The 26,440-nt window shown below is 38.3% G+C and carries 19 protein-coding genes; 9 read left to right on the top strand and 10 right to left on the bottom strand.

What is annotated here, in order from left to right; all coding sequences use genetic code 11:
* Positions 1-132 precede the first annotated feature (132 nt).
* Complete coding sequence (locus ACH3O9_RS18680; RefSeq protein ID WP_416443019.1) at positions 133-1,176, top strand: GMP reductase; 1,044 nt, start codon at positions 133-135, stop codon at positions 1,174-1,176.
* Positions 1,177-1,258: 82 nt separating this feature from the next.
* On the opposite strand, the gene ACH3O9_RS18675 is transcribed toward ACH3O9_RS18680, so the two are convergent.
* The 8 genes from ACH3O9_RS18675 to smpB form a co-directional block, all read right to left on the bottom strand.
* Positions 1,259-2,446, bottom strand: a complete 1,188-nt coding sequence (locus ACH3O9_RS18675; protein ID WP_416443014.1) for an ATP-binding protein — start codon at positions 2,444-2,446, stop codon at positions 1,259-1,261.
* Positions 2,447-2,939: 493 nt separating this feature from the next.
* A complete protein-coding gene (locus ACH3O9_RS18670) occupies positions 2,940-3,452 on the bottom strand; it encodes a WbuC family cupin fold metalloprotein (protein ID WP_416443011.1) in 513 nt (170 codons plus the stop codon).
* Between the two features lie 91 nt (positions 3,453-3,543).
* Complete coding sequence (locus ACH3O9_RS18665) at positions 3,544-3,804, bottom strand: hypothetical protein (protein WP_416443009.1); 261 nt, start codon at positions 3,802-3,804, stop codon at positions 3,544-3,546.
* A 120-nt stretch (positions 3,805-3,924) separates the two neighbouring features.
* On the bottom strand, positions 3,925-6,744 hold the full coding sequence (locus ACH3O9_RS18660; RefSeq protein ID WP_416443007.1) for a T9SS type A sorting domain-containing protein: 2,820 nt from the start codon (positions 6,742-6,744) through the stop codon (positions 3,925-3,927).
* A 124-nt stretch (positions 6,745-6,868) separates the two neighbouring features.
* The gene (locus ACH3O9_RS18655) at positions 6,869-8,410 is read right to left on the bottom strand and encodes an amidase (RefSeq protein ID WP_416443005.1); all 1,542 of its coding nucleotides are present in this window, start codon (positions 8,408-8,410) and stop codon (positions 6,869-6,871) included.
* An 11-nt stretch (positions 8,411-8,421) separates the two neighbouring features.
* Entirely contained in the window at positions 8,422-8,721 is a 300-nt protein-coding gene (locus tag ACH3O9_RS18650; protein WP_416443003.1) for a hypothetical protein, read from the bottom strand.
* Positions 8,722-8,881: 160 nt separating this feature from the next.
* A complete protein-coding gene (locus tag ACH3O9_RS18645; protein WP_416443001.1) occupies positions 8,882-11,344 on the bottom strand; it encodes a DUF5686 and carboxypeptidase regulatory-like domain-containing protein in 2,463 nt (820 codons plus the stop codon).
* A gap of 213 nt (positions 11,345-11,557) precedes the next feature.
* Positions 11,558-12,019 carry an SsrA-binding protein SmpB gene (smpB, locus tag ACH3O9_RS18640; RefSeq protein WP_416442999.1) on the bottom strand — a complete coding sequence of 154 codons (462 nt, stop codon included), beginning with the start codon at positions 12,017-12,019 and terminating at the stop codon, positions 11,558-11,560.
* A 75-nt stretch (positions 12,020-12,094) separates the two neighbouring features.
* Here smpB and ACH3O9_RS18635 point away from each other — a divergent pair, with 75 nt between their 5' ends.
* Both ACH3O9_RS18635 and ACH3O9_RS18630 read left to right on the top strand, forming a co-directional pair.
* Complete coding sequence (locus ACH3O9_RS18635) at positions 12,095-12,955, top strand: CPBP family intramembrane glutamic endopeptidase (RefSeq protein WP_416442997.1); 861 nt, start codon at positions 12,095-12,097, stop codon at positions 12,953-12,955.
* On the top strand, positions 12,952-13,722 hold the full coding sequence (locus ACH3O9_RS18630; protein ID WP_416442995.1) for a DUF6503 family protein: 771 nt from the start codon (positions 12,952-12,954) through the stop codon (positions 13,720-13,722). The genes ACH3O9_RS18635 and ACH3O9_RS18630 overlap by 4 nt, the downstream gene beginning before the upstream one ends.
* On the opposite strand, the gene ACH3O9_RS18625 is transcribed toward ACH3O9_RS18630, so the two are convergent.
* Positions 13,694-14,245: a SixA phosphatase family protein gene (locus tag ACH3O9_RS18625; RefSeq protein ID WP_416442993.1), complete on the bottom strand. Its 552-nt coding sequence runs from the start codon at positions 14,243-14,245 to the stop codon at positions 13,694-13,696. The genes ACH3O9_RS18630 and ACH3O9_RS18625 overlap by 29 nt on opposite strands.
* Positions 14,246-14,377: 132 nt before the next feature.
* Here ACH3O9_RS18625 and ACH3O9_RS18620 point away from each other — a divergent pair, with 132 nt between their 5' ends.
* The 6 genes from ACH3O9_RS18620 to ACH3O9_RS18595 all read left to right on the top strand — a co-directional run bounded on the left by ACH3O9_RS18620 (position 14,378) and on the right by ACH3O9_RS18595 (position 23,210).
* Positions 14,378-14,563: a CsbD family protein gene (locus ACH3O9_RS18620; RefSeq protein WP_416442991.1), complete on the top strand. Its 186-nt coding sequence runs from the start codon at positions 14,378-14,380 to the stop codon at positions 14,561-14,563.
* Between the two features lie 130 nt (positions 14,564-14,693).
* On the top strand, positions 14,694-15,983 hold the full coding sequence (gene pabB, locus ACH3O9_RS18615; RefSeq protein WP_416442989.1) for an aminodeoxychorismate synthase component I: 1,290 nt from the start codon (positions 14,694-14,696) through the stop codon (positions 15,981-15,983).
* A 225-nt stretch (positions 15,984-16,208) separates the two neighbouring features.
* Entirely contained in the window at positions 16,209-17,522 is a 1,314-nt protein-coding gene (gene tilS, locus ACH3O9_RS18610; protein WP_416442987.1) for a tRNA lysidine(34) synthetase TilS, read from the top strand.
* A complete protein-coding gene (locus ACH3O9_RS18605) occupies positions 17,515-19,530 on the top strand; it encodes a protein-disulfide reductase DsbD family protein (RefSeq protein WP_416442985.1) in 2,016 nt (671 codons plus the stop codon). The genes tilS and ACH3O9_RS18605 overlap by 8 nt, the downstream gene beginning before the upstream one ends.
* Position 19,531: 1 nt before the next feature.
* Positions 19,532-21,379 carry a CocE/NonD family hydrolase gene (locus tag ACH3O9_RS18600; RefSeq protein ID WP_416442983.1) on the top strand — a complete coding sequence of 616 codons (1,848 nt, stop codon included), beginning with the start codon at positions 19,532-19,534 and terminating at the stop codon, positions 21,377-21,379.
* Positions 21,380-21,389: 10 nt separating this feature from the next.
* Complete coding sequence (locus ACH3O9_RS18595) at positions 21,390-23,210, top strand: DUF885 domain-containing protein (protein ID WP_416442981.1); 1,821 nt, start codon at positions 21,390-21,392, stop codon at positions 23,208-23,210.
* Positions 23,211-23,548: 338 nt separating this feature from the next.
* Here the strand turns inward: ACH3O9_RS18595 and ACH3O9_RS18590 are convergent, their stop codons facing one another.
* On the bottom strand, positions 23,549-26,395 hold the full coding sequence (locus ACH3O9_RS18590) for an alpha-amylase family glycosyl hydrolase (protein WP_416442979.1): 2,847 nt from the start codon (positions 26,393-26,395) through the stop codon (positions 23,549-23,551).
* Positions 26,396-26,440: the final 45 nt, after the last annotated feature.

The following is a 26,440-nucleotide window of genomic DNA, read 5'->3' as shown; positions in this document are numbered from 1 at the left end:
GATTATTTAATGCTGAAATATCGGGTTATTCTGGCTAAAAATCGACCGAAAACACGGTAAAATCTTTCGCTAAAAAGCGTGACATTGTTGAGGGAACGTGTATTTTTGAAAGCAACATGATACAAGATAAAAATGAGGATAGAATATGATATAAAGTTGGGTTTTAAAGACGTTATGATAAGACCTAAACGCTCAACTCTTAAAAGCCGCTCGCAGGTAAAACTGGAACGGGAATTTACATTTCTGCATAGTAATACAAAGTGGAGCGGTGTACCTATAATGGCCGCAAATATGGATACTGTAGGTACTTTTGAGATGGCAAATGCGCTGTCACAACAAGGCTTGTTTACAGCCATTCATAAGCATTATTCTGTAACAGACTGGAATGTTTTTTTAGCTAACGCGAAAGCGGGTATAGAAGATTACATTGCCATAAGCACGGGCACAGGATCTCAGGATTCTGAAAAACTTGTAGCGATTTTTGATGCTAATCCACAATTAAAGTTCATTTGTATAGATGTGGCTAACGGCTATTCTGAGCATTTTGTGAATTTTGTAAAGAAAACCAGAAAACAACATCCTCAAAAGGTGATCATTGCGGGCAATGTAGTTACCGGCGAAATGGTAGAAGAGCTACTTCTAGCTGGCGCTGATATTATTAAAGTGGGCATAGGTCCCGGTTCTGTGTGTACTACACGCGTTAAGACAGGTGTGGGTTATCCTCAACTTTCTGCGATCGTAGAATGTGCAGATGCTGCTCATGGCCTGGGCGGTCAAATTATTAGTGACGGTGGCTGCACAACACCCGGTGATGTGGCAAAAGCCTTTGGCGCAGGAGCAGATTTTGTGATGTTGGGCGGGATGCTTGCCGGTCATACCGAAAGTGGCGGGGAATATGTAGAACGTGACGGTAAAGCATATAAACAGTTTTACGGTATGAGTTCTGCTACCGCGATGGAAAAGCACGTGGGCGGAGTTGCAGAATACAGAGCAAGCGAAGGGAAAACGGTAGAGGTTCCTTATCGTGGTGATGTAGAGAATACGCTTCAGGATATTCTGGGTGGTATTCGCAGCACTTGCACATACGTAGGCGCAGCCCGTTTAAAAGAACTTACTAAGCGTACCACTTTTATACGCGTGGCAGAACAGGAAAATAAAGTGTACACCAAAGATTAAGCAGAATCAAACCTGCATAAAAACATAGAAAATCGGTCAATTTTATCTTAAAATCGGCCGATTTTTAATTCTACTTAAAAGCTTATTTGCAAGGCATTATAAAAGTAAACACTGTTTCCTGCGCAGTAGAAGCTACATTCATTTGCCCGCCGTGTGCATTAGCAATTTCTGAAGAGATATAGAGACCTAAACCCAGACCTTGTTTGTGCGAACTTAAATTTTGTCTGTAAAATGGTTGAAATAGATGATCCATTGCAACCTGTGGTATTTTCTCACCCTGATTTTTTACAGCGAGAGAAAACATATTTTTGGTACTTACGATCTCAACTTGTATAGGCTTATCTGGTGCGCCGTGCGTAATAGCATTGCCTAAGAGATTAGAGAATAATTGTGCAACACGCTCCCTGTCACAATTTACTTCGTAATCCAGTTGAATGTTTACATCTAATCTAGATTCTGGTGCCATGGCCTGAATCTCTTTAATAACTTGTTCTACGCTTTCAAGTAGAAGCTTGTTATTAATCTCTTTCTTTAATTGTATTCCTTCTCCTAAACGTCCTCTGGCAAAATCAAGCAAATTATCTATAAGACCTTCCATTCTAAAAGAAGTAGATTTTATAATCCCTGCATATTTTGTTGCCCGCTCGTCAAGATTCATCTTAAGAAGTAATTCTGCACTCATTCTGGTTGTACCCACGGGGTTTTTAAGATCGTGGCCCAAAATAGCAATAAATTGTTCTCTCAATTCAGAAGTTTCAAGCTCGTGTTTCAGTTTAGCTTCTGTATCTTCCAGTTCTTCAATCGCATTTAAATGAAACGAGATCAATTCTGCAAATAGCTCAAACATACCCGTTATTTCAGGTCTGTTAACTTTTGCCGGCTTAGGATCTATAGAACATAAAGTACCAAAGAATGACCCGTCTTTTTTTATAATAGGTACAGAGATATAACTCTGAAATTTATACATCGCCGGAGTAGGATGTTTACAATAGATATCATCTTTATCTACATGATCAATAACAATAATATCTTTAGACTGGCGTATGTCATTACATAATGTGGTCTCAACTTTTAACTCATCACCCGGTTTTAAGCCAAATGCTATCTGGTCACGAGTACTGCAGGTTACCCAGCGATCTTCTGTAACACGAGCAATGGCGGCAAAACCCATTCCGGTTGTACGGCATACTACATCAAGAAGTTGCGGTACAATCCCAATGCGTTGAATTTTTTTAATGTCTGATTTGAGTTGGGTACTAAGGTCTTTCAATGGTAATACAGAAATTGATTAGCTGTGGAATAGTCTGTATATGACTAAAAATTTTTGTTAAATATAAACATTTTTAAGCAAAATGTTATTTTCAAACTCTTTCTTAGGCAGAATTTTAAATTAGAAAATCCTGATTGTTAAGCTGCAATAAATTGAAAGCAAAATTAAATCATTTTTGACAAAACATAGGAACTTCAATACGTATTAAAGTGACTGGTAAGTTTAAGCGTTGAAGTATATTGATGCCGGGAGCGCTTTTAAGACAAAGATTTTGACATCAAAAAATATAATTTTAGCGAGATAAATCAAAATCTTGTTTCGGTTTAAAAGTATAGTAGCAAGAATAAGTTGCATTTCGCAAACGTTGATGCGGTGTAGCATTTAATTCCTAATTTGTAAATAAAGCAATTCTGTATATTAAAATACTACTCCACGTTTTTAGTAAAAACAAAATTATATTAAAAATCGGCCTTTTGAGGTCAAAAATCGCTAATTAATGCCCGGTTTTTATAATGAGATCATTTAAATAGAGATCGGCTTCGGGAGTATTTTCGGCAGGTGCCCAGCTGGCAAAACCTTTGTCGTTTTCTTTAATATAGGGCCCGGGTTTTACTTCAAAAATAACGGTGTCTTCGCTTAAAGCGAAAAAGGAATGAATCACATTTGGCTCTATATCTACACCAAAATTTAATGTGTTAGCAATCAGATCCTGATGACTTATTAAATTGCCTGAAGCATCAAAGGTCATAAAACAAATACCACCGCGCAACAGGATCACAGATTCACTTTTACCTTCGGCAGCGTGATTGTGCGGCCTGATGTAACTTCCCGGTTGTATCACATTAAGCATGCGATGCAATTTATCTGAAGCTTTCTTGTGATAGGGAAATATTATGCGTTTGCGTGCATTCTGTCTTGAAAGTACAATGGCCTCTTCTAATGTAATTGTATTAATAATGGTAACATCAGTTGTTGGCGGATTCATCGCTAAAGGTACAGGCTTCATGTTGCTTAATTTATCTAGAGCGAAAAGATAATAAAGATTCAGCTTTAATTAAAAGCCGGTGTAGAAGATGATCGTAATTGACTTTTAAAAACTAACGCCTCTCATTTATTTCCTGCGTGATGAATTCTGGCATGTAACCTGCAGAGAAATTAAGACCAGATTTTTCTTCCAGAGCCAGGATGTAATCGATCTGGAATTCTTTCGCGAAAAGCAATTCTTGTATTTTTTCTTTTAGTTTTTTGATCTCGTTCTTTCTCTTAAGCTTTTCCTTTTTAATAGTTGCAGACATTACAGCATGGTATTTAAGACCTTCAATTTTAGTTCCTATTTCTATATTTTTATTATCATTCATAACGATCAGGTTAATAATTAATAAATTCTATTCAGTAAAAATACCTGAAGACTACAGACGCTACTTTTATTTTAGGCAGAATGCAGAAAGCTATAGATGAATAAACTTTTGTACTAGATTTTACCGATTAGCAACTATGAGCTTTTTGGTGAAAACCATTGAATTTTTAGTAGACGCCTGTATCATGTATATACCATTGCTTAGGCCATCCAGAGATATAGAATATGTTTGCTTTGAACTAGAAAACTGAGGTGAAAAACTTAATATCTTTTGTCCTCTCAAATCATAAATATCCAGGTTTGTTAAAGGTTTATGGGCGTTTGTATAACTAATATCTAAAAATGACGAAGCGGGGTTAGGATATAGTTTGATCTCGTTTAATTTAGATGTGAATTCATTGACAGTTAATTGTTCTTTTGTTGTCGCATCTGCCGGACTAATTTTAATGTAATTTATTTTGGTATTAAATCCGCCCTCAGCATCAACCGTTAATCTGCCATCGTTAACCTCAACATTTTTAGTCCCGGTTTTAAATCGCGTTTCAGACCCTACAGCTCCATAAGGTTCATATGCATTTATAAGATTTACACCTTCTACATTTATTGAGTGTGACGGTGTTGTGCCGGGCCCGTCAATTGCAGCGTCGCCTACACTAACTTCAACCTGGTAAGTACCGTTTACAACTTGTATTTCCCATATGCCTTCTGTGGGGATTCCGCTAGCGCCACCTACATTATTATATTGTATATGTAGCAACGTGTTTTCTAATAATGAAAGTCCACTTTTATTGCGATTTCTGGTATTTTTTGAAAGATCCAGCGGCAGTAGATTTTCTTTACTTAGCCAGCCATACGCTGCGCCGTTTTCCCGGGTGGCAAAGCCAAGACCATAATCTATCAGATAACCATCTGGAGCTGTATCTGTACTAAGAGAGAAATTTATCATTGCCCAGCTAACCTCAGAAGTAGGAGCGGGAGCGTCTACGGGTATTACATTTATATAATTTATCTTGGTATTAAAACCGCCCTCTGCATCTATTGTTAATCTGCCGTCGAGCACTTCAACAATTGTAGTTCCTGTAGCAAATCTTGTAGCAGATCCCGCAGCACCAGATGGAACAAACGCATTAATTAAATTAACTCCTTCAGCATTAATTGTATGTGATGGTGTAGTTCCTGCGCCATCAATAGCAGCATCACCTACGCCTACTTCAACTTTATAAAATCCATCCTGAAGCGCAATTTCCCATACACCTTCTATTGTAACGCCACTGCTGCCGCCTACATCGTCGTATTGCATGTGTAAAAGGGTGTTTTTTAGTGCAGAAACGCCGATTTTACTACGATTTCGGGTGTTTTTTGAAAGGTCAACAGGTTGTAAAGTTACTTTGTTAAGCCACCCATAACTTGCTCCATTTCCCTGGTTTGCAAATCCCAGACCAGAGTCAGTCATATAGCCATCTGGTGGTGTATCTGTCGCTGTTGCGAAATTAATAAAGGCGGAAGCTATTTCTGGAACAGGAGCTGGCTCATCTACTTTTTTAATAGATAAGTAATCAATTTTAGTATTAAAACCACCTTCAGCATCTATTGTAAGTTTACCATCTGTAACCAAAACAATTGCTTTTCCGGTTTTAAAACGAGTGTTAGAACCGGGCGATCCTGATGGAATATAATTATAGATCACGTTGACTCCTTCGGCATTAATGGTGTGAGAAGGTGTTGAACCCGGGCCATCAATTGTGCCATCGCCAGCAGTCACTTGTATTTCATAAAACCCCGTAGCAAGATCGATTTCCCAGATACCTGTTGTGGCTGTTCCGCTGGTGCCGCCGGTATCGCCATATTGCATATGAAGCAGCGTATTATCAAGCGTTGATAAACTATTCAAATTTCTATTTCGCGTATTTTTAGAAAGATCAAGGGGTTGCAGATCATCCTTAGCCAACCATCCATATGTGTAACCATTGTCTTTTTCGCTATAAGCGGAACCCGTATCAGCCAGATAATTTTCAGGTACAGATGTGGCAGCATTTTGAAAATTAATATTGATTTCTAATTGCGTTTCTACCGGCGGTTGAGCATCATCTAACACTGTAAGTTTATACAACGCCGGCCTGCCGTAATCGTTCTTTTCACCAGAAATGTAGTAATTCAATTTGTAGATAGCTGCTACGCCTTCTATCTGAAATGAATTGCCGCCCAAATTAGAAGCTGAATATTTTTTTACGGTTCCGTTAGAAAATAATCCATCAGAATAGTCAAATAACTCCACCACAAAGGGAAAAATCAGCGAATATCCCGTTAAAACTATTTTGTGCGTAAGCGGATTAAAATCTGCTCCGGTTATTAAGCCGTTAGTATTGATCGTATCAATTTTATCTGCGGTGTAAGTGCCGGGATTTTTTGATACTTCATAAATATTTGTTTTCTGGTCTCCCCAGTTCTTGGTAAAAATGTACAAATGATCTTCATAGGCGATCAAAGCTTCAGCATCAAAATTGGTTGCATATTGACTTGAAGTAAAATCAGTTTGGTCTGTATAATTAAAGTTGATCATCTCTGCGGTAACCTTTTCATCAGGAGTATTAAGATAGTCCTGAATTGAAATTTTATAGATTTTCAGGTTTTTTCGAGTGCCGTTATTGTTTCCAAAATCCCCTACATAAATATAATTCTCGTCCTGGGTAATATCTTCCCAATCTACATTTGTCGCATTTGTAACGGTAACCGTTCTGTTTACATTTCCTGTGGTAACATCAATCTCATAAAGGGCCGCCTGGCCACCAGAATCATTGTGGGTGATTGTTTTTCCATTTAAAAACAGCAATCCTGATGTTTCATTAATGCTGTTTTCGAGTTGGGTTACTACGCTTATTTGCTGGCTAAAAATGAATAATGGAGTTGCAAAAAGGAATAGGAGGAGAGAGAATTGTTTCATGATAAGAACTACTATTTATGTCATCAGCTTGAGAATTTTGAGTTGCTGATTACGTAGTAAAAGGTAGTCATTTTTAACATATAAACAATTATCAGCCAGTTTATTGACTTAAATAGTTACTTTCCTATTCTATTACCGGCGGCTTTCTGTGATCCGTCCCTTGCTCATAAGCGTATGTAAGTTTAATAAGAGTTGGCTCGCTGAACATTCTGCCTAAAAACTGAATTCCTGCAGGCAAATTATCACCAGAGAAACCCATAGGAACAGTAAAAGCCGGCTGACCGGTATGTGGCGCGATTATCTGACTATTATCACCTTTATACTCTTCCTGAAAATTGGCGATATGAGCCGGTTTGTTGCGCCAGGTAGGATACACCAAAGCGTCAAGTTGAAGCGAGTCCATTACTTTTTCTATAGCTTCGCGAAAGGCAATGCGGCGCTCATCATGATAAGCATTGAGACAAGGCGTTTCAGGATGACCATATCTCCCTTCTTCGCTTTCTGCGGAAGAAGTAAGCCGTTGACGGGCAAAGTCTGAATTTGTACCAATTCGTATTACATCTTTAATTGTTTTGATCGTATCGTTTTTCACATACGTGGAAAGAAAATTCTCAAGATCAGTTTTAAAAGCAGAACACCATTGATCTTGTCGCAGTTCGTCAAAATCTGGAATCACCACATTTGGAATAATTTCAGCGCCCAACGAATCAATATCTTTCATTGCTTTGTTGAATAAAGTCACTATTTCAGGATCTGTATCGTCGCCAAAAAGATGGCTTAAAACACCGATTTTCGCTCCTTTTAGTCCGTTTTTTTGTAAGAATTGGGTATAATTTTCCGGTATATTTCCATCTGAATGCGCAGTAATAGAGTCTGTAGGATCATAACCGGCCATAACTTCTAGCACTTTTGTAGCGTCTGTAACTGTTCTTCCCATTGGGCCAACAACGTCATTGCGCAAATAAAGCGGAACTATCGCGCTTCGGCTTATCAAGCCCAAAGTTGTTCTAAAACCTACCAGATCGCAGTGCGAAGAAGGGCCACGTATAGAATTACCCGTATCTGTACCCAGACCTATCACGGCAAAATTGGCTGCAACTCCAGCAGCTGTTCCTCCACTTGATCCTGCGGGTACATAATCAAGGTTGTACGGATTATGCGTTGTTCCCGCCGTCGAACTTTCGGTATGCATAGGGCTGAAAGCCCATTCTGCCATGTTAGTTTTTGCCAGAATTATGGCACCGGCATCTTTTAACTTTTTAATGATAAAAGCGTCCTTTTCCGGAATGTAATCTTGTAACGCTAAAGAACCAGCCGTTGTGGGCAATCCTTGCACATTTATATTGTCTTTAACCAGAATGGGAATTCCCTGTAACGGTTTTAGATTCCCTGTCTCTTTAAATAAGGAGTCACTTTGTTTTGCGAGTTTAATCGCTTTAGGGTTAATGGCAGTGATGGCATTTGTAAACGTATCGAGTTCTTTTATTCTGTTGAGATATGCGTTTACGAGATCTTCGGCAGTGAATTCACCGCTTTTATAAGCCTCGTGAATTTTTGCAATGGTGAGTTCTTCTACATTTATTTCCATGTCAACCGACTCACTTTTACAACTTGTAATTAAGAGTAGGGTTAAAATCGTGAAAATTGCAGAGTATAGTTTTTTCATATCGTATAATTTTAGCAGCCGCACTCCCCATAAATTGATCTTGTCACCATAGCGCCAGTACTGTCTGTTATAGTAACAGTTCCTTCTTTATGCCATAATTCTGTATCGAGTTGCACAGAATCGGTTATTTCAAACTTCACTTCATAACCTTCTGTGTCATCGCCCAATTCTATGACTTTATTATCTACTGAAATATAAGCCGGGTTGCTTTCATAACTATCTACATAGATGAATTGCTGCGCTTTAAAATCGGTTTCATTTTCCGCAAAATAGCAGCTGCAACCCATAAAATCGGGTGGAAAGCCATCCATTTTTGTCAGATTTATGGTTTTGTCCTCGGTGCAGGAAAAGCAAACAATTGCAATAATCAGAATAAGAAGAGAGGGTTTAGTAGTTTTCATCTAAGCAAGAAGTAATGGTTGGTTTTTTAAAACAGAAATTTAAAAATTCTTTCTCAATGATGCAGCAGAACTAAAAACTAATTCCAAACATAAAACCGCCGTCACTGCTTCCATTATAAAAAGAGCGTACATAATCAACCCTAAGAAATCTGAATTTCCCAAAACCAAGATTATCTATTCCCACAGAAAGTTCAGAATAAGGTTTGTTATTTACAGTGCTTAAAAAATGCGCGCCACCTATCAGGTTAAAATTAAGTGCGCGCAAAGCGGGAATTTTGCCCAGAATAAAACCTTTAAAATTATGCTGAATGTGCCCTTCAAAATAGCTTTTATTGGTGCTAAAGTCATAGTAAGGCAGCAAATTAAACCGCTGTAAATAATCGCTATTAAGATTCACATGCGTCTGGTTGCCGCTAAAGTGTTTATAATCTACAAAGCTTATATTATCGCCGTGCGTAAAAGTTCCGCCTTTTAGGCTGTAGGAGAAACTTCCTTTGTTTGCCACATCAATTTGCTGTGTTAATCCTGCACCAAAACGGGTGAAATTATAATCACCATTTGATGCTGCAAAACCTTGCTCTACTGCAAGCGAAAGCATGGGATATTTTGACTCACCAATATTGAATTTCCCATCAGGGTAACTCATGTATTTCTGGTCAAAAGTGATATTCGCGACAAGATCGAGTTTCCCCAGATCGTGATTATCGATAGCGGTAGTATTGAAATCAGCCGGAGCCAGCGGATTATTAGAAGAGTACGCTATCTCATCTTTCGGAAAAACCGTTTGATCTGTAGTATTAAAAAGTCCCTGTCGCTTTTCATAACCGGCACGCGCAAATAATAGGATTCCATTAGAAACTTCTTCGCTGTAAGCTGCCCGCGCAAAAGTAAGGTCATATGCTTTTAGATAATTCCGTTCCCAAAAAAGCGTAGCCAGACTGTTTACCAATGGAGAAATAGGCTCTGTAGCATTAAATTGTTCTACTTTTTGTCCGCCGGCCAGACTCAGCGTGCTTCGGTTTGAGCGGTTAAATCTTTTTGTGATTCCGCTGGTGAATCGCAGTCGGTCATCATCTAGGCCATAGTTCGCTTTCGCGAAAGCGTAAAAACTACTTTTATAATCTTCTTCCCAACTGGAATACGAAATGCCGGCGCTGCTGTTAAATCCCTGAATGGTGTTAAAACTTGTTTGATCCAGCGGCCCATCGTAACTCAAGCGCCAGCGCTCGTACGTATTTGTATAAGAATAACCCATTATGGGATCTAAAAAACCGACTTTATTGTGCCTATTATCGACCGAATCAAAGTATTTTTTAGACTTGCGCACGATCTGTAAACTGTCTTTTAGCACATAATCTTTTCGCTCTTCAAGCGTGAGCGGGATTGGCCTTATCTTTTGCCAGTATAAGCTGTCTTTTTTATTGGCATTTTCAACAAAACTGAGCACTTCATTACTGAAATCTTTCTCATCAAATCGCGGACTAAAATCGTAATTGCTGTACACGGCAGAAAACCTCCCGTCGCCCTGAAAACTGAAAAGTTTGAACTTAAAATCGATGGTCTGCACTTTTTTAACCCAGAGATTTTCCTCCTCATTTAGCTGAAAAGTGTGCTTTATAAGCAGGTTTTCTATAAACGGAACCTGTATCGCAGCGCCGGTTGTATTGAGTTCTACACCGTATAATTGCCAGTCATCTTCTACCACATAAACGTAGCCGTTAAAGACACGATCGTTTGCGCGCCTGGGTGTGACCTTGATTTTATTTATCAATTTACTGCCTTCGTAAAAAGAACCTTCCAACTTGTAGCGGTAATAATTAAAAGCGTTGTTTGCGATAGGGGAGACGAGCTGCGTATTTATCTCGAGCGTGTTATCGTAAAACGAAAAATTAGCTTCACGGGCGCTATTAAAACTAAAACCATTATCGTCGCCGCTCACTTTGCTGGCGGTTATCTTTTCTTTAAAATCATCTGGAGCGCGGTAGGCGATTTTAGAAATAGTCTCGCTTAAATAAATAATCCCGCTGCGGGTAGAATCAAGACCGGGGCCAATATCTGTTATTTCCTGACCCAGTATTTTTTCTGGGAGATCTTTTACGCGATAAGTTCCGCGAGAGTAGAAATCTGCGGTGTAGGCTTTTCGCTTTTCAAGAATGCTTGCCTTGCTTTCTATCACTTTACGAATGATGCGATCTGCGGGATTTTCATTAGAATTTACCATTACTTCATCAAGCGAAGTAATTTCTTCTTCAAGCTCGACATTTAATGTAAAAGGAAATTCATCAACCGCAACATCTACATTTTTGGTCTTAAAACCCAGAAACTGAAAAACCACCGTATAATTTCCGGTTTTATCTATGTTTAAACGATAATTTCCAGTGTCGTTAGAGGTCGTACCTTTGCGAGAATTCTGAATGTAAATATTCACATACGACAAAGGTTCGCCTGTTGTAGAAGTAATTTCACCCGTAATCTGCGCCTGATTTTGAAAACTTAAGAGCAGGATGAAAATGAAAAGTAGTTTTTTGATCATGTTGCTAAATTTACAAGTAAAGACTTGAGCAACATTATAAAAGTTGCAGCCAAACCCTCTAAAGGGTTAATTTCCCCTCCCAATATTTATCGATGCCTCAAAATGAATAATGAATTTCCGACTCGTACATCTCGAGCTTGCGCCGAGGTTCTTGAATTATCGGTAAAATAAGGAGGAAAATCGGGTTAAAAGAAGTCGATTTTTAGCTAAAATCTAATTGTTGAATGCCTTTTTTATTCGGCTTAGATTACGCTTGCTGTCTCGATCTTTGATGGTTTCCCGCTTGTCGTATAATTTTTTTCCTTTCGCCAGAGCGATCTCCAGTTTTGCCAGTCCGCGATCATTAAGAAACATTTTTAGCGGCACAATTGTCAGTCCGCTATTCTTTACTTCTTTCTCAAGTTTGTTAAGTTCGCGACGGTTGAGCAACAATTTACGCGCACTTTTAGGATCATGATTAAAATAAGTCGCGTGAGAATATTCCTGAATGGTCATATTTATAATGAACAGCTCATTATTATTAAATTCACAAAAACTCTCTGCGATAGAGGCTTTACCTTCTCTAATAGACTTTATTTCTGTACCGGCAAGTTTGATGCCTGTGACATATTTATCGAGTATCTCGTATTCAAAGCGCGCACGCTTGTTCTTTATATTTATCGTGTTCTGATTCATAGGTTATACAAAAATACTATTTTTCGCTCACCTTAAGCAGAAAGTTAAAAAAGCAGCTTTCAAAATTTTAGATTTATGAAAACCAAACACCGCGGGTGGATTTACATTTTACTTTTAATTATTCCTTATATTTTAATTATAGCCATTTTTCAGCTGATAGGTTATGGTCTGGCGGGATATGAGTTTGGCGACTCTGCTGATAAAGAGAATGTTTTTAGAGAAGTTTATGGCTCTTATTTAACACTGGCCGCCACGTTACTTACTTTGTGGCTTTTTATGCGGTATGTAGACAGGCTTCCTTTTGTAGAACTAGGTTTTCAAATAAAAGACAGATTAAAAGAATTCTTCGTTGGCGTGCTAGGCGGCGGCGTAATTATGATCATAGGTTTCCTGATCCTGATCGCATTTAATGAGATAAATTTTACCAATTTTTTCTATGACGGAATTCAATTACTGCTGTCTGTCTTACTTTTTGTAAGTGTGGCGGTGCTAGAAGAAGTGCTGTTGCGGGGTTATATTCTGCGTAATTTAATGATCAGTTTTAATAAATATGTGGCGCTTGTAATCTCTTCATTGCTATTTGCGTCAATGCATCTGGCAAATCCCAATATGGATCTGTTTAGTTTTATTGATCTTTTTCTGGCGGGAATCCTTTTAGGAATTTCGTACATCTACACTAAGAATTTGTGGTTTCCCATTGGTTTACATCTGGGTTGGAATTTCTTTCAGTCGTTGCTTGGTTTTAATGTGAGCGGGCAGGATTTTTACTCGCTTGTAGAATTTAAGATCGCAGAAGCCAATACATTTAATGGTGGCGCTTTTGGTTTTGAAGGTTCTATTCTTTCTATAATTGCAGAAATACTGTTTATTTTTACGATCTGGTATTATTATTTTAAAAAACAGCCGACAAATACTTTAGAAAAAACAGCTCAATGATATTTAAAAAAGTAACCTTTCCCTTCCTTTTTATAGTAGCAATCGTAGTAAGCTTTACTTCCTGTAATTCAAATACTGAACAGAGCGAAGCTGTAAAAATCATTACAACAACTATACAAAAATCTGGTGGTGATATTGTAGACAATGCTAAAGTAACATTTCGCTTTAGAGATAAATATTATAGAGCCGTGAGACAGGAGGGAAGTTATCAACTTATGAGCTGTACAGATCCAGATTGCAGCAGCATTAAGGATGTGGTCACAAATGATGGTTTTACGCGTTTTGAACAGAGCAAAACTATTAAGCTTCCTGATTCTCTAAGTACAAGTTACGCAGGTTCTGTGAACTCTGTTCACTATTTTGCTATGTTGCCTTATGGTCTGGATTCACCATCTGTGCATAAAGAACTTCTGGGTGAATCTTCTATTAAAGGAAAGGATTACTACGAGATCAAGGTGACTTTTGATGAGCAGGGCGGCGGTGAAGATTTTCAGGATGAATATATGTACTGGATCAATAAAACCGACTTTACCGTAGATTATCTTGCTTATAATTATCAGGTTAATGAAGGTGGTACACGCTTTCGCGAAGCTTATAATACACGAGTTATAAACGGTGTGCGGTTTGTAGATTATAACAATTTTAAACCGGAAGAACAGTGCCCACCTCTTAAAGATCTTGACTCTTTATTTGAGGAAGGTAAACTAGAACTGCTCTCTAAGATTGAACTTAAAGATATTACTGTTTCTTCTTGTCCCAATTGTTAAGATTCTTCAGTTCTGCTCGCGCACGACCATTTTTAATAGACACAACGTATAGATTTCCATAAACAGATTCGTCTATTTCTTTATAGCGCTCTTTGCCTATAAGTTTATTAGTGAGATAAGTAATTGTATTGCTATGACCCACGATCAATACGTTTTTACCGGCGGTCTCGTCAAGAAATTTTTCGCTGTAAAGCGAAGAAGGATTGTAATACGTAATTTCTAATCCGTTTTTTTCTGCGGTAGGTTTTGCAGTGCTGCGCGTACGGTTAAAATCTGTGCTGTAAACTGCATCAAAATCAACATTTTTTAAATGCTCTGCCCAGAATTGGGCTCTGGCCTCACCTTGCTCAGTAAGTGCGGGATCATTACCGGCAGAAGCTGTCGTGTCTTTATCTGCATGTCTTATTATATAATAAGTCGTGGTGCTTTTATCATTAGCAGTAAAATGTGCCTCGTCTTTTTTTACACCCGGCTTACAGGCAAAAAGAAGAATAGTAGACATGAGCAGGATCACTTTTTCCATAATAATATTTTAAAGTAGGCAATTTTAAGCAAAATTAACGCTGCCGCGAAAAACATTGGCATTTCTTTGGGGCATATTGAAAATTGTTTCTGGTAATTTAGAGTATTATAATTAACAATAAAAAATCAAATTATGAACAATCAGGAAATAGAAGGAAAGTGGAAACAAGTAAAAGGTAAATTCAAACAAAAGTATGGTAAGGTCACAGATGACGATTCTACTTTTGCTGAAGGTAAATTTGACGAAATGTTAGGCCGTCTTGAAGAAAAAACCGGCAAAACAAAATCAGAACTTCGTTCTGAAATTGAAAAAATGTAATTAGCATAATATAATTTTATTTTCAAAACGTTTGATAAAAACCTCTTTTGGAAATTGAGAAACCGTTTTATCTATATGATAGAACGGTTTCTTTATTTTAATACCTTAAATATGGTAATTTTGCCGCCTTATGCGCAGCATTCAAAATTTTACGATTGAAAATATCGATGCGATCAAGCTTCAGCTTTTGCTCTGGGCGCAGCAGTTTAATGAAGTTTGCCTACTAGATTCAAACAATTCTTTAGATAAATACAGCAGTTTTACATTTCTTCTCGGCGTTGATGCAAAAAGTTCGTTGCATGCCACTTCAAAAGACAATTTTGACGCTCTTGCGCAATATAGATCTCAAACTGAAGATTTTATTTTGGGCTTTTTGGGTTACGATCTTAAGAATGAATTAGAAGATTTGCAGTCTAATAATCATGACGAACTCGATTTTCCTGATCTCTTTTTCTTTCAGCCTAAAAAGTTGTTTCTTATTCACGAGAATATTCTCAGTTTTCACTATTTGCCTGAAGTTGCTCATGAAATTAAAACCGATTGGCAATCGATAAAATCGACTAAAACAGCGCAAAAATCGGATAAAAAAGCTGAAAATCTCAAAGTAAAACTGCGTATTCATAAAGATGATTATCACGCTCGGGTTACAAAAATGCTTGATCATATTCATCGCGGTGATATTTATGAAGCCAATTTTTGCCAGGAATTTTATGCAAATGGTAAAATAAATCCAGTGGCTACTTTTAGGCACTTAAATGCCATTTCTTTGGCACCTTTTGCCAGTTTTTTCAAGTTCGACGACAATTATTTGCTATGCTCATCTCCAGAACGTTATTTAAAAAAGGTGGGTGATAAAATTATAAGTCAGCCCATAAAGGGAACAGCTCCCAGAAGTGAAAATAAAGAAGAAGATTCCGCTTTCGCGAAAGCATTAGAAGCAGACCCCAAAGAGCGCACCGAAAATATCATGATAACAGACCTGGTGCGCAACGATTTGTCAAGAACGGCCTTAAAAGGAAGCGTGCAGGTTGAAGAATTATGCGGGGTTTATTCATTTAAACAGGTGCATCAAATGATTAGCACCATAACATCGCAAGTACCGGAAAATATTGATCCTGTCGAAATACTAGAAACCACTTTCCCCATGGGCAGTATGACCGGTGCGCCTAAACTTTCAGCGATGCAAATTATAGAAGAACTGGAAGTCTCAAAACGCGGATTATACAGCGGTTCTGTGGGATATTTTACGCCACAGGGCGATTTTGACTTTAATGTGGTAATTCGCAGTATTTTGTACAACGCGCAGAAGAACTACATTTCTTTTTCAGTAGGTAGCGCAATCACCGCACAATCAATACCGGAAAAGGAATATGAAGAATGTTTGCTGAAAGCGAAAGCTATGCGTGAGGTTTTGGAGTAGATTATCGTTAGGTCGCATCAAGAAGTCTGAACAGCAAGTGCGATGCTGAAATGAATTCAGCATGACGATGTCTTTGGCGCAATATTTTTTTACTTCGACAGGCTCAGTATGACATAGGATTTCATATTTGTATTTTCGTTTAACTTCCCACTTCCCACTTCCCACCTTCAACATATTTCATTTCCCACTTCCTAAATCTTTTTTCTCTTGTATCTTTGAGCAACAATGAAAGAAGCCTTTAAAAATCACATAGAGCAGCGATTTCCGTTTTTGCAACAATCTAAATTTTTAGTTGCCGTAAGTGGTGGTCGCGACAGTGTAGCATTGGTTTATTTGCTGCATGAACTGCGGCTTAATTTCGCTATTGCCCATTGTAACTTTAACCTGCGTGCTGCAGAAAGCGACGGTGATGCCGTGTTTGTAGAAGAGCTGGGTGAGAAATTTGACATCGAAGTTTTCACCCAGCGCTTTGATACCGAAGGTTTTGCTGCAGCAGAAGGCATTTCTGTACAAATGGCAGCGCGCGAATTGCGGTACGCCTGGTTTGAAGAGCTTAGCAGTTCGCTTAATTACGATTATGTTCTAACGGCTCACCATGCTCAGGACGATCTGGAAACCTTTTTGATCAATATAAACAGAGCTTCCGGGCTTGATGGCTTAACCGGAATTCCGGTACAAATTAATCGGATTTTAAGGCCATTTTTACCGTTTTCGCGAAAGCAAATCGATCAATTTATTTCAGAAAATAACATAGAATGGCGGGAAGACAGCAGCAATTTTTCAGATAAATATTTGCGTAATCATATTCGGCATCATGTGATTCCGCCACTTGAAGAAGGTGCTCCGCAGTTTTTAGAGCAATTTGCCAAAACTCAAAAGCACCTGCAGGAAAGTGCTACTTTACTTCAGGATTATACAGCGCTTTTATATTCAAAAATAGTAACTGAAACTTTTAAAGGTTACCAACTTAATATTTCGGCTTTAAAAGAAGTGCCAAACACAAAAGCGGTGCTTTATCAATTGCTCAAGGATTTTGATTTTACGGCTTGGGATGATATTTATGAGTTGTTAAATGCGCAGTCTGGCAAATACATTTCGTCAGGAAGTTACCGGTTGATTAAAGACCGTGACTTTTTACTGCTTACAGAAGAAAAAGGAGGAACCATAAATACCTTTAAGCTTGATGAGAACGTTAATCATTTTGAGATAGAAAATATAAACCTCTCAATCGAGGTGGTTGATTCGATTTTGAACGTTGAAAATACGACAGCGATTTTTGATAAAGAAATGTTAAAATACCCGCTTATCTTAAGAAAATGGCAGGAAGCCGACTATTTTTATCCTTTTGGGATGCGCGGGAAAAAGAAGGTGAGCAAATTTTTTAAAGATGAAAAATTCTCAACCTTAGATAAAGAAAATACCTGGTTACTTTGCAGCGGCAAAGATATAATTTGGGTGGTAGGTCATCGTACAGATGAGCGTTATAAAGTGAAACCGGGCGCCCAAAATTTGCTAAAATTTACAGCAACTTATGTTTAAACAATTTCTTCTTGCATTTCTTCTTATTGGGAGTTATGCCATACACGCACAATCATTTACACAAAAAGGGAAGATCTACGACCCGGTAGAATGGGAGGGAAGTGTAGAGAAAATTTCAGATACCGAATACAATCTTATTTTTAGTGCCGAAATAGAAAAAGACTGGCATATTTATTCTCAATTTACTCCAGATGGTGGTCCGTTGCCATTTGAATTAGAATTTCTGGGTCAGCCTGATATTTACAATCTTGACGGCCCCACAAAAGAAAGTGAGACGATAACAGAGTTTAGCGATGTTTTTAATGTTGACGAAATTTTCTTTTCAGAAAAGGCCATTCTAACCCAAAAAATCGCCTTAAAAGACCCAAAAACCTCTTTTGTAAAGGCACAAATCTCGTATCAGGTTTGTAAAGATGTCTGTATAAATCAGGAATTTTATGTTGTTTTTGACCTTAAAAGTGAAAAAGCAACGATTTATAAGGATTATTCTGAATTTGAAGCTTATGGCGCCGAAGACAAAACTAATTCGGTCAAAGTAGCAGCGATTCCTTCTCCTGAAAAAGTGAATGAAAAGCATGAAAAACGCGGATTATTAACGCTTTTTCTGGTTTCATTTTTAGCCGGACTTACAGCATTATTAACGCCATGCGTTTTCCCAATGATTCCCATGACGGTGAGTTATTTTACAAAACGCAGCACAGATAAAATAAAAGGAAAGCGCAACGCCATTCTTTACGCGATTTTTATCGTGGTGATTTATGTTTTACTGGGTACGATTGTCACCGCAATCTTTGGGGCAGATGCGCTTAATGCCCTGGCTACAAATGTCTGGTTTAACCTAATTTTCTTTGCGCTTCTTATAGTTTTTGCCAGCTCATTTTTTGGTGCTTTTGAGATCATGTTGCCTAATTCCTGGGCAAATGTGGTAGATAAACAGGCAGACCGCGGCGGTATTGTAGGCATCTTTTTTATGGCGCTTGCTCTGGCAATTGTTTCTTTTAGTTGTACAGGACCTATTGTAGGGACTTTGCTGGTTGAAGCTGCATCAAAAGGAGGTATCGCGCCCATTATTGGTATGCTGGGATTTTCGTCGGCAATTGCGATTCCTTTTGGGCTTTTTGCTCTTTTCCCGGGTTGGATGAATTCGCTGCCCCGTTCTGGCGGGTGGCTTAATTCGGTTAAGGTGGTGCTTGGCTTTTTGGAACTGGCTTTGGCTTTTAAATTTCTTTCAAATGCAGATCTTGTTTTGCAGGCGCATTGGCTGGAACGTGAAGTATTTATTGCCATCTGGATCGCTGTTTTTGGCGTTTTAGCGCTTTATTTATTTGGGAAGATCAAACTTCCTCATGATTCTGATCTAAAACACATTTCGGTGGGTCGTTTAGTTTTTGGCCTAATCGTTCTCACATTTACGATCTATTTAATCCCCGGGCTTTGGGGAGCACCTCTAAAACTTATTAGTGGTTTCCCGCCGCCTATGAATTATAGCGAGGCTCCTTATGGCGTAGGCTACACAAAAACTTTAGGTGGAATTGCTTCAGATGATGATTTTCCTGAACATGCAGAATTAGGTGCTCATGACATTGTCGCTTTTACAGATTACGATGCAGGTTTAGCTTTCGCGAAAGCTAATAAAAAACCGGTTTTACTCGATTTTACAGGTTATGCGTGCGTTAATTGCCGTAAAATGGAAGAGCGAGTTTGGGGAGAACCGCAGGTTTTAGGCAAACTTAAAAATGATGTAGTCTTGATTTCGCTGTATGTTGATGCGCAGGAAGACTTGCCGGAAACTGACCAATATACCAGCAAAACCACCGGAAAACGTATAAAAACCATAGGTAATAAATGGAGTGATTTCCAGATAAAAAATTACGGTGCAAACGCCCAGCCTTATTATGTGCTGCTCGATCTTGATGAAAAACCCCTTCTCGACCCAATAGGATATACTCCAGATGTTGACACGTATGCCGCCTGGCTTGATGAAGGAATAACCAAATTTAAAAACTGATATGAAAAATTACTTGAAACTTCTGGTCTTGTTTGCCATTGTTTGCTGCTTTAACGTACAGGCACAGGATCTTGAATTTGTCAAATCTCATTATGACAAACAAGAGGTTAAGATCAAAATGCGTGACGGGATTTTGCTGCACACCACGATCTATTCTCCTAAAGATAAATCTAAGAAGTACCCAATCCTGATGATGCGTACTCCTTATAGTTGTCAGCCTTATGGCGAAAATGTCTATAAAAATCGCATTGGGCCTAATAAATATCTGGTAGAAGAAGGTAATATTTTTGTGCAGCAGGATGTGCGCGGCCGGTGGAATAGCGAGGGAACGTATGATAATATGCGCCCTTATATTCCTAATAAAAAAGGTAAACAAACTGATGAAGCGAGTGATACTTATGACACTATAGATTGGCTGGTAAAAAATGTAGATAACAACAATGGTAATGTGGGTATCTGGGGAATTTCATATCCCGGTTTTTACGCGACTTATGCATTGTTAAGTGAGCATCCCGCGTTAAAAGCGGTTTCGCCACAAGCTTGCATTTCTGATTTCTTTTTTGACGATTTTCACCACAACGGGGCGTTTTTAGAAAGTTACTGGAGAGCGATTTCTTTGTTTGGTTATATGAAAGATGAGCCTGTAAAAGAAGCGTGGTACAAATTTCCTGATTTGCCTAGCGAAGATCAATATCAGTTTTTTCTTGATGAAGGGCCTTTGACAAATCTTGACAAATATTACAAAGAAGACAATATTTTCTGGCAACAGTTTAAAGATCATCCTAATTATGATGAGTTCTGGCAAAGCCGCGGAATCATTCAGTATTTAAAAGATATTAAACCAGCGGTTATGATCGTAGGCGGACTTTTTGATGCTGAGGATTTATATGGCCCGTTTAATACGTATGAGAAAATTGAAGAAACCAGTAAAAATTATAATACCATAGTTTACGGCCCCTGGAGTCACGGTGACTGGGCACGCGATAATGAAAGGCAAGCGATAGGAAATGTTTATTTTGGCGATAATATCTCACGTGATTTTCAGCAAAATGTAGAAACAAAATTCTTCAATCACTTCTTAAAAGAAGGTGGTAAAGGAGAAAGCGGTTTGCCCGAAGCCATGATGTATGACACCGGTAAACGCGAGTGGGAAACGTTTACACAATGGCCACCAAAAGCTGTTACTCAAAAGACTTTCTATTTAGGAGAAGATCAGGAATTAGCAACCGCAGCAGAACCTGATTTTGAGAACACCTTCATCAGCGATCCACAAAAACCGGTACCCTATTCTGAAGATATCAAGATGGTGTTTACTCCGCGCAAGTACATGACAGACGATCAGCGATTTGCAGCGCGTCGCCCTGATGTTTTGGTTTACGAAACAGAAGTTCTTGATGAAGATATGACGCTAAGCGGCGATATTATGGCAAAACTACAGGTTGCAACAACCGGTACAGATGCAGACTGGGTGGTGAAAGTTATAGATGTTTATCCACCAGATGCGCCAGATTATGAAGAGACGCAGAAGTATCTTAAAATGGGTAATTACTTCATGATGGTGCGCAGTGAAGTTATGAGAGGTCGCTTTCGCGAAAGCTTTACAGATCCCAAACCTTTTGAGCCCAATACAAAAACTCCGGTTACTATAAAATTGCAGGATGTAAATCACACCTTTTTAAAAGGTCATAAAATGCAAATACAGGTACAAAGCACATGGTTTCCGTTGATTGATCGAAATCCACAGACATTTGTGCCTAATATCTACAAAGCAAAAGCTGAAGATTTTAAAAAACAAACACATACCATTTATGGAGATTCTGCAATAGAATTTTCTGTACTTAAACCCTAAATATTGGCCTATGCAGAAGTCTGTAAAAATCTATTTTCTTGCTTGTTGTACCGCTTTTTTAGGATGCCAGGAAGAGGAAAAAAAGAACTATTCTGAGCAGGAAATCGCCGCACAGAGCGAAAAACTGAACTCTTGGCTTGACGCGCAGTTTGAAGAAGAAGTAGCAGATTCGCCGCAATTTCAGACTTCGCTGGGTAGAAAAACTAATTACGATAAGTGGGATGATATTTCGTCAGAAAAATTGGCAGAAGATCTTGATCGCAATAAAGAGCGTCTTGAATATCTAACGACGACTTTTGATACGGTTGCTCTAGACAGCTCTGCGCAGTTGAGTTATAAGATCTACAAGCTGAATCTGGATAATGCAATTGAAGATTATGAGTACCGTTTTTATAATTATCCGGTAAATCAAATGTTTGGGTTGCATACAACGGTGCCTACGTTTTTGATGAACAAACATCGTATAGACAGTCTTGAAGATGCTGAAGCGTATATTATGCGCATTAAGCGTGTAAAACCGCTTTTTGAAGAATTGCGTAACCAGTTAACCATTCGCGAAAGCAACCAGATCGTACCGCCTAAGTTTGTTTTAAACAGAGTTCTGGAAGATTGCCAGAATGTTATAAAAGGTCAGCCTTTTGATGATTCCAGCGAAAAAATGCCTGTTTTAGCCGATTTTGAGGCAAAAATAGCCGATTTAGATATTGACAAGGCTAAAAAATCTGAGCTGCTAACCGAAGTAAAAAGTGCACTCAAAGATAGTTTGCAGCCGGCTTACGAAGAATTGATAGGTTTTCTTGAAAATCAGGCGCGAAGGGCAACTTCTGACGATGGCGCGTGGAAATTTCCGCATGGTGAAGATTATTATAACAATGCGCTAAAACGCGTTACTACTACAGATATGACCGCTGAAGAAATTCACCAGCTGGGACTTTCTGAAGTAGATCGTATACACGCAGAGATGGAAGCCATCATGAAAAAAACAGGTTTTAAAGGAAGCCTGCAGGATTTCTTTGAGTTTATGCGCAGCGATCCACAATTTTATTATGAAGATTCAGCCGAAGGAAGAGCGGCGTATTTGGCGAAAGCTACATCTATCATTAATACTATGAAAGGACGTCTTGACGAACTCTTTCTGGTTAAACCCGAAGCAGATATTGTTGTAAAGCGTGTAGAACCGTTTAGAGAAAAAAGTGCAGGTAAGGCATTTTATAATTCGCCGGCTGCAGACGGTTCACGCCCCGGAATTTATTACGCCAATTTATATGACATAAAAGCAATGCCTAAATATCAAATGGAAGCTTTGGCTTATCACGAAGGTATTCCCGGGCATCATATGCAAATCGCAATCGCACAGGAATTGAAAGACATTCCTGAGTTTAGAAAATATGGTCATTTCACGGCTTATACTGAGGGTTGGGGTTTGTATTGTGAATATATTCCGAAAGAAATGGGATTTTATGAAGACCCGTATTCAGATTTTGGTCGCCTGGCTATGGAATTGTGGCGAGCTTGCAGACTGGTTGTTGATACAGGTATACATGAGAAAAAGTGGACCAGAGAGGAAGGAATCACTTATTATCGTGAGAATACACCCAATGCAGAAAGTGATTGCGTGAAAATGGTAGAGCGGCATATAGTAATGCCTGGGCAGGCCACAGCTTATAAAGTAGGAATGAATAAAATTCTCGAGCTTCGCGAAAAAGCGAAAAAGTCATTAGGTGATAAGTTTGATATTAAGCAATTTCATGAAGTTGTTCTAACGCAGGGTGCAGTACCACTTTCTGTTCTTGAAGAACAAGTAGATGCTTATATAGCGAGTAAAAATTAAAAAAGACTCATAAAATGAAAAACCTGTGAATTTTATTCACAGGTTTTTTTATGGCTAATATTCAATTCTTCTAAAAAAGGTTAATTCCGCAAAACTTGCCTCAGAGTTTTATTACTATAATCAGGATCCTCTTAAAATAGAAAAACACCCCGCTCACGCGGGATGCCTTTCACCCCTAAATCATTAATTTCTCTAAAATTTAGTTACCCCTAAAAACTAAACTTTAAAAGCCTTTAAACTTTTAGTTTATCAGCGTTATAAAAGTATAGTAATAGGGAAGATCAGAAAAGGGGGTTTTTCCCTTTTTTTATAATTATATGTTAATTTATTGAGGTGTTTTATTCGACAAGCAGTTTTAAATACTCGATTTTTTCAGAATTTATGATTTTGAGCAGATATAGACCCTTTTTTAGAAAGTCTATATTGAACTGGTTTTTACCTCCTTTTTCGGCGTCAACTTCATGTATTAATTTGCCTGACAGATCATATATATCCAGATGATCTACAGCTTTATTTAGGTTTAAAAAACCAGAAGCAGGATTAGGGTATAGTTTTAAAGCCGCACGACTGGGAAACTCAGGTGTGGTTATATCTAATTTACTTTGCTCATTGGCGTACACTTTAAATTCGCCAGGCTGTAGATTAATAAAAGATGTGGTGCTGCTTACTTCAATATTAGAATTGTCTATTAGATCAAACCATGTTCCCGTTTCCTGAAACTGCGGATTTATATTTTGCGTAACAATTCCAAAGTTACCAATTACAGTTACATATTTAATTTCTGTGCCTGTAGCTTCTGCATTTGTGAGATGTATTGTTTTTAGGCCATTAGTACCAGCAGCAGAAATAGAAAAGTCTGCGGTTTTAAATATGGGTTCCTTTTGTTTATAAGCTATTAGTTTGCTCCAGGTATCATAAACTGCCTTACGCTGTGGGTTATCTAAGTAGTCCCAACCATCAGGCTTAATACTCAGTTTGCATTGATCGCTGCCATAAGGAGTAGGAAGGGAGCCATCTTCACAGGTAAATATGCTCACATCATAACCTAACTCACCAAACTGCCAGATCATTTTAGGACCGGGGACAGTAAAGAAAAAAGCACCTGCAGCCTGCATTCTGGCTAGAGCTGTGTTTTCAGTTTTTACATTATAGTTAGAATTAGAGTTCCCAAAAGCCAGATTTTTATACATTAATCGTTCTTCATCATGACTTTCCATGTAGCCCATTGCTTTAGGCGTATTAAATCCCTTTTCTTTATATGAAATACCGTTAATGTTAGAATTGCTATATCCCATTGTGGCTTCATTATAGGTTTCTGTCTGTTTATCCCATAACATGATTCCCTTACCTTCTGTCGCGCGATATGAAGCCCATTCTTGTTCTTCTGTTGCGCTACCCCCATTGCCTAAATGTTCAAAAATAATGTAGAAATCGTCATCTGCCGCCCACTGCATATCTGCATATTCTTTCAGAACTGCCACACGATCTGCATTATAAGCATTGGTACAACTTTCGCTTCCTAAGCAATTTTGAGTAAAACCTTTAGTAAGGTCCCAGCGAAAGCCATCAATTTTAAATTCATTTATCCAATATGTACTGCTTCTTTCTACATAAGATTTTGTTGCAGCAGATTGATGGTTGAAGTCATTAAAGACACTATAAGAATGAGTTGCAGATTGATTGAAGAAGGGGCTGTCTGCACTTGGGCTTCCTGCGGTACCACCATTATCTGTATTGTAAAGTCTGTAGTATGGATTTTGTCCTGTTGCATGGTTATAGACAACATCCATAATTACGGCAATTCCGCGTGCATGACAAGAATCTATTAACCTTTTAAAATCATTACGCGTACCGTAAAACTTATCTAATGCCATATGAAACGACGGATTGTAGCCCCAACTGTTGTTGCCGTCAAATTCCTGAACCGGCATAAGCTCAATAGTATTTATGCCTAAATCTTGCAAATAATCAAGCCTGTCTATTACATCCTGATAATTATGGTCATCGTCAAAATCTCTTATTAATATTTCATATACAACCAGGTCTTCTTTATAAGGTGGTGTAAAACTGGTGGTTTGCCAGTCATATTCTGTTTCGGTTAAAGAGACCCATGAAACTGCTTGTGAAGTTTTACCTATGGGGTACGCAGGAATATATGTGTATGAAGAAGACTCAATATATTGGTCGTTATACTCATCTAGTATTAATGTAGAGTAGGGGTCTGCAATGTTGATGGTGTATTCTACCACATACTGATACTCGAGATCAGTTACAGGATTTTGGCTTAGATCAACCGTTATCCAAAATCTATCTGTTGCAGAATCTTTCTTCAATAAGTAAGTGTTGTCTATAGACCAGTCATTATTATTAAAGTTACCTATAAGATGAACAAATTCTTTATCTGGAGCGTATAAAACAAATGTCGCTTCATTAGGATTTGAAGAATCGTAATTAAAACCATCTTTCATATTGCCCGGAACGGGTTCTTCTATTGAAGTTGGGTTAACGAAAGCACTAAAAGTATAAGTAACCGTATTAGCGGTACCTGGTTCGGTAATATTTAATTGAAAATCTGTATTCTCTGTTATGCTGTAATTATAATTGTAAGTAGTTATGGAGTTCTGCGTATTGACGCTGTTTCCGTTTGCTATAAGTTGAAAATTTGCCGGAATGCTACTTGTGGCAGCTACTGCGAAAACATCGCCAGATGCAACTATATTTTCATTTTGAACCGGAGCATCAAGGGTCACCTGAAATGTGCCTACTTCTTTTGTAATATCCTGCGATTTTTTATCTCCCGTACCATCTTTGGCTTTAATAAGAAAGCCTATTTTCCCAATGTCCTCACGATTAAAGAACTCCTTAGGAACAATTGAAATGCTGTAAGAATCCATCGTGCTGTTATAAGTTAGCTTGTTTAATTCGTTAGAACTTGTCCATGATCCATTAGAAGGACAATCCTGAATATTTTCATCTTTAAGATTAAATGACCACGCCCACAAGTATAGTGTATGGTTTGTAATACCCCATGTTGATTCATTTATACTATTACCTGAAAAAGATATGGTAATCTCATCACCTTCATTAAATGAGGATGGTGTGATCTCATAGGTCACCGTTTGTTGTTGTGCTTTCGCGAAAAGCGAACACAGGAATAGCACAGTAAAAAGTAATGTTTTTTTCATATTCTTTATTTAACCAAAAAGGAGCTGTATTTCTACAGCTCCTTT

Origin of the sequence: Leeuwenhoekiella sp. A16, assembly GCF_047946675.1 — a bacterium.
GTDB lineage: Bacteria > Bacteroidota > Bacteroidia > Flavobacteriales > Flavobacteriaceae > Leeuwenhoekiella.
This window is presented reverse-complemented; position numbering and strand designations above follow the sequence as displayed.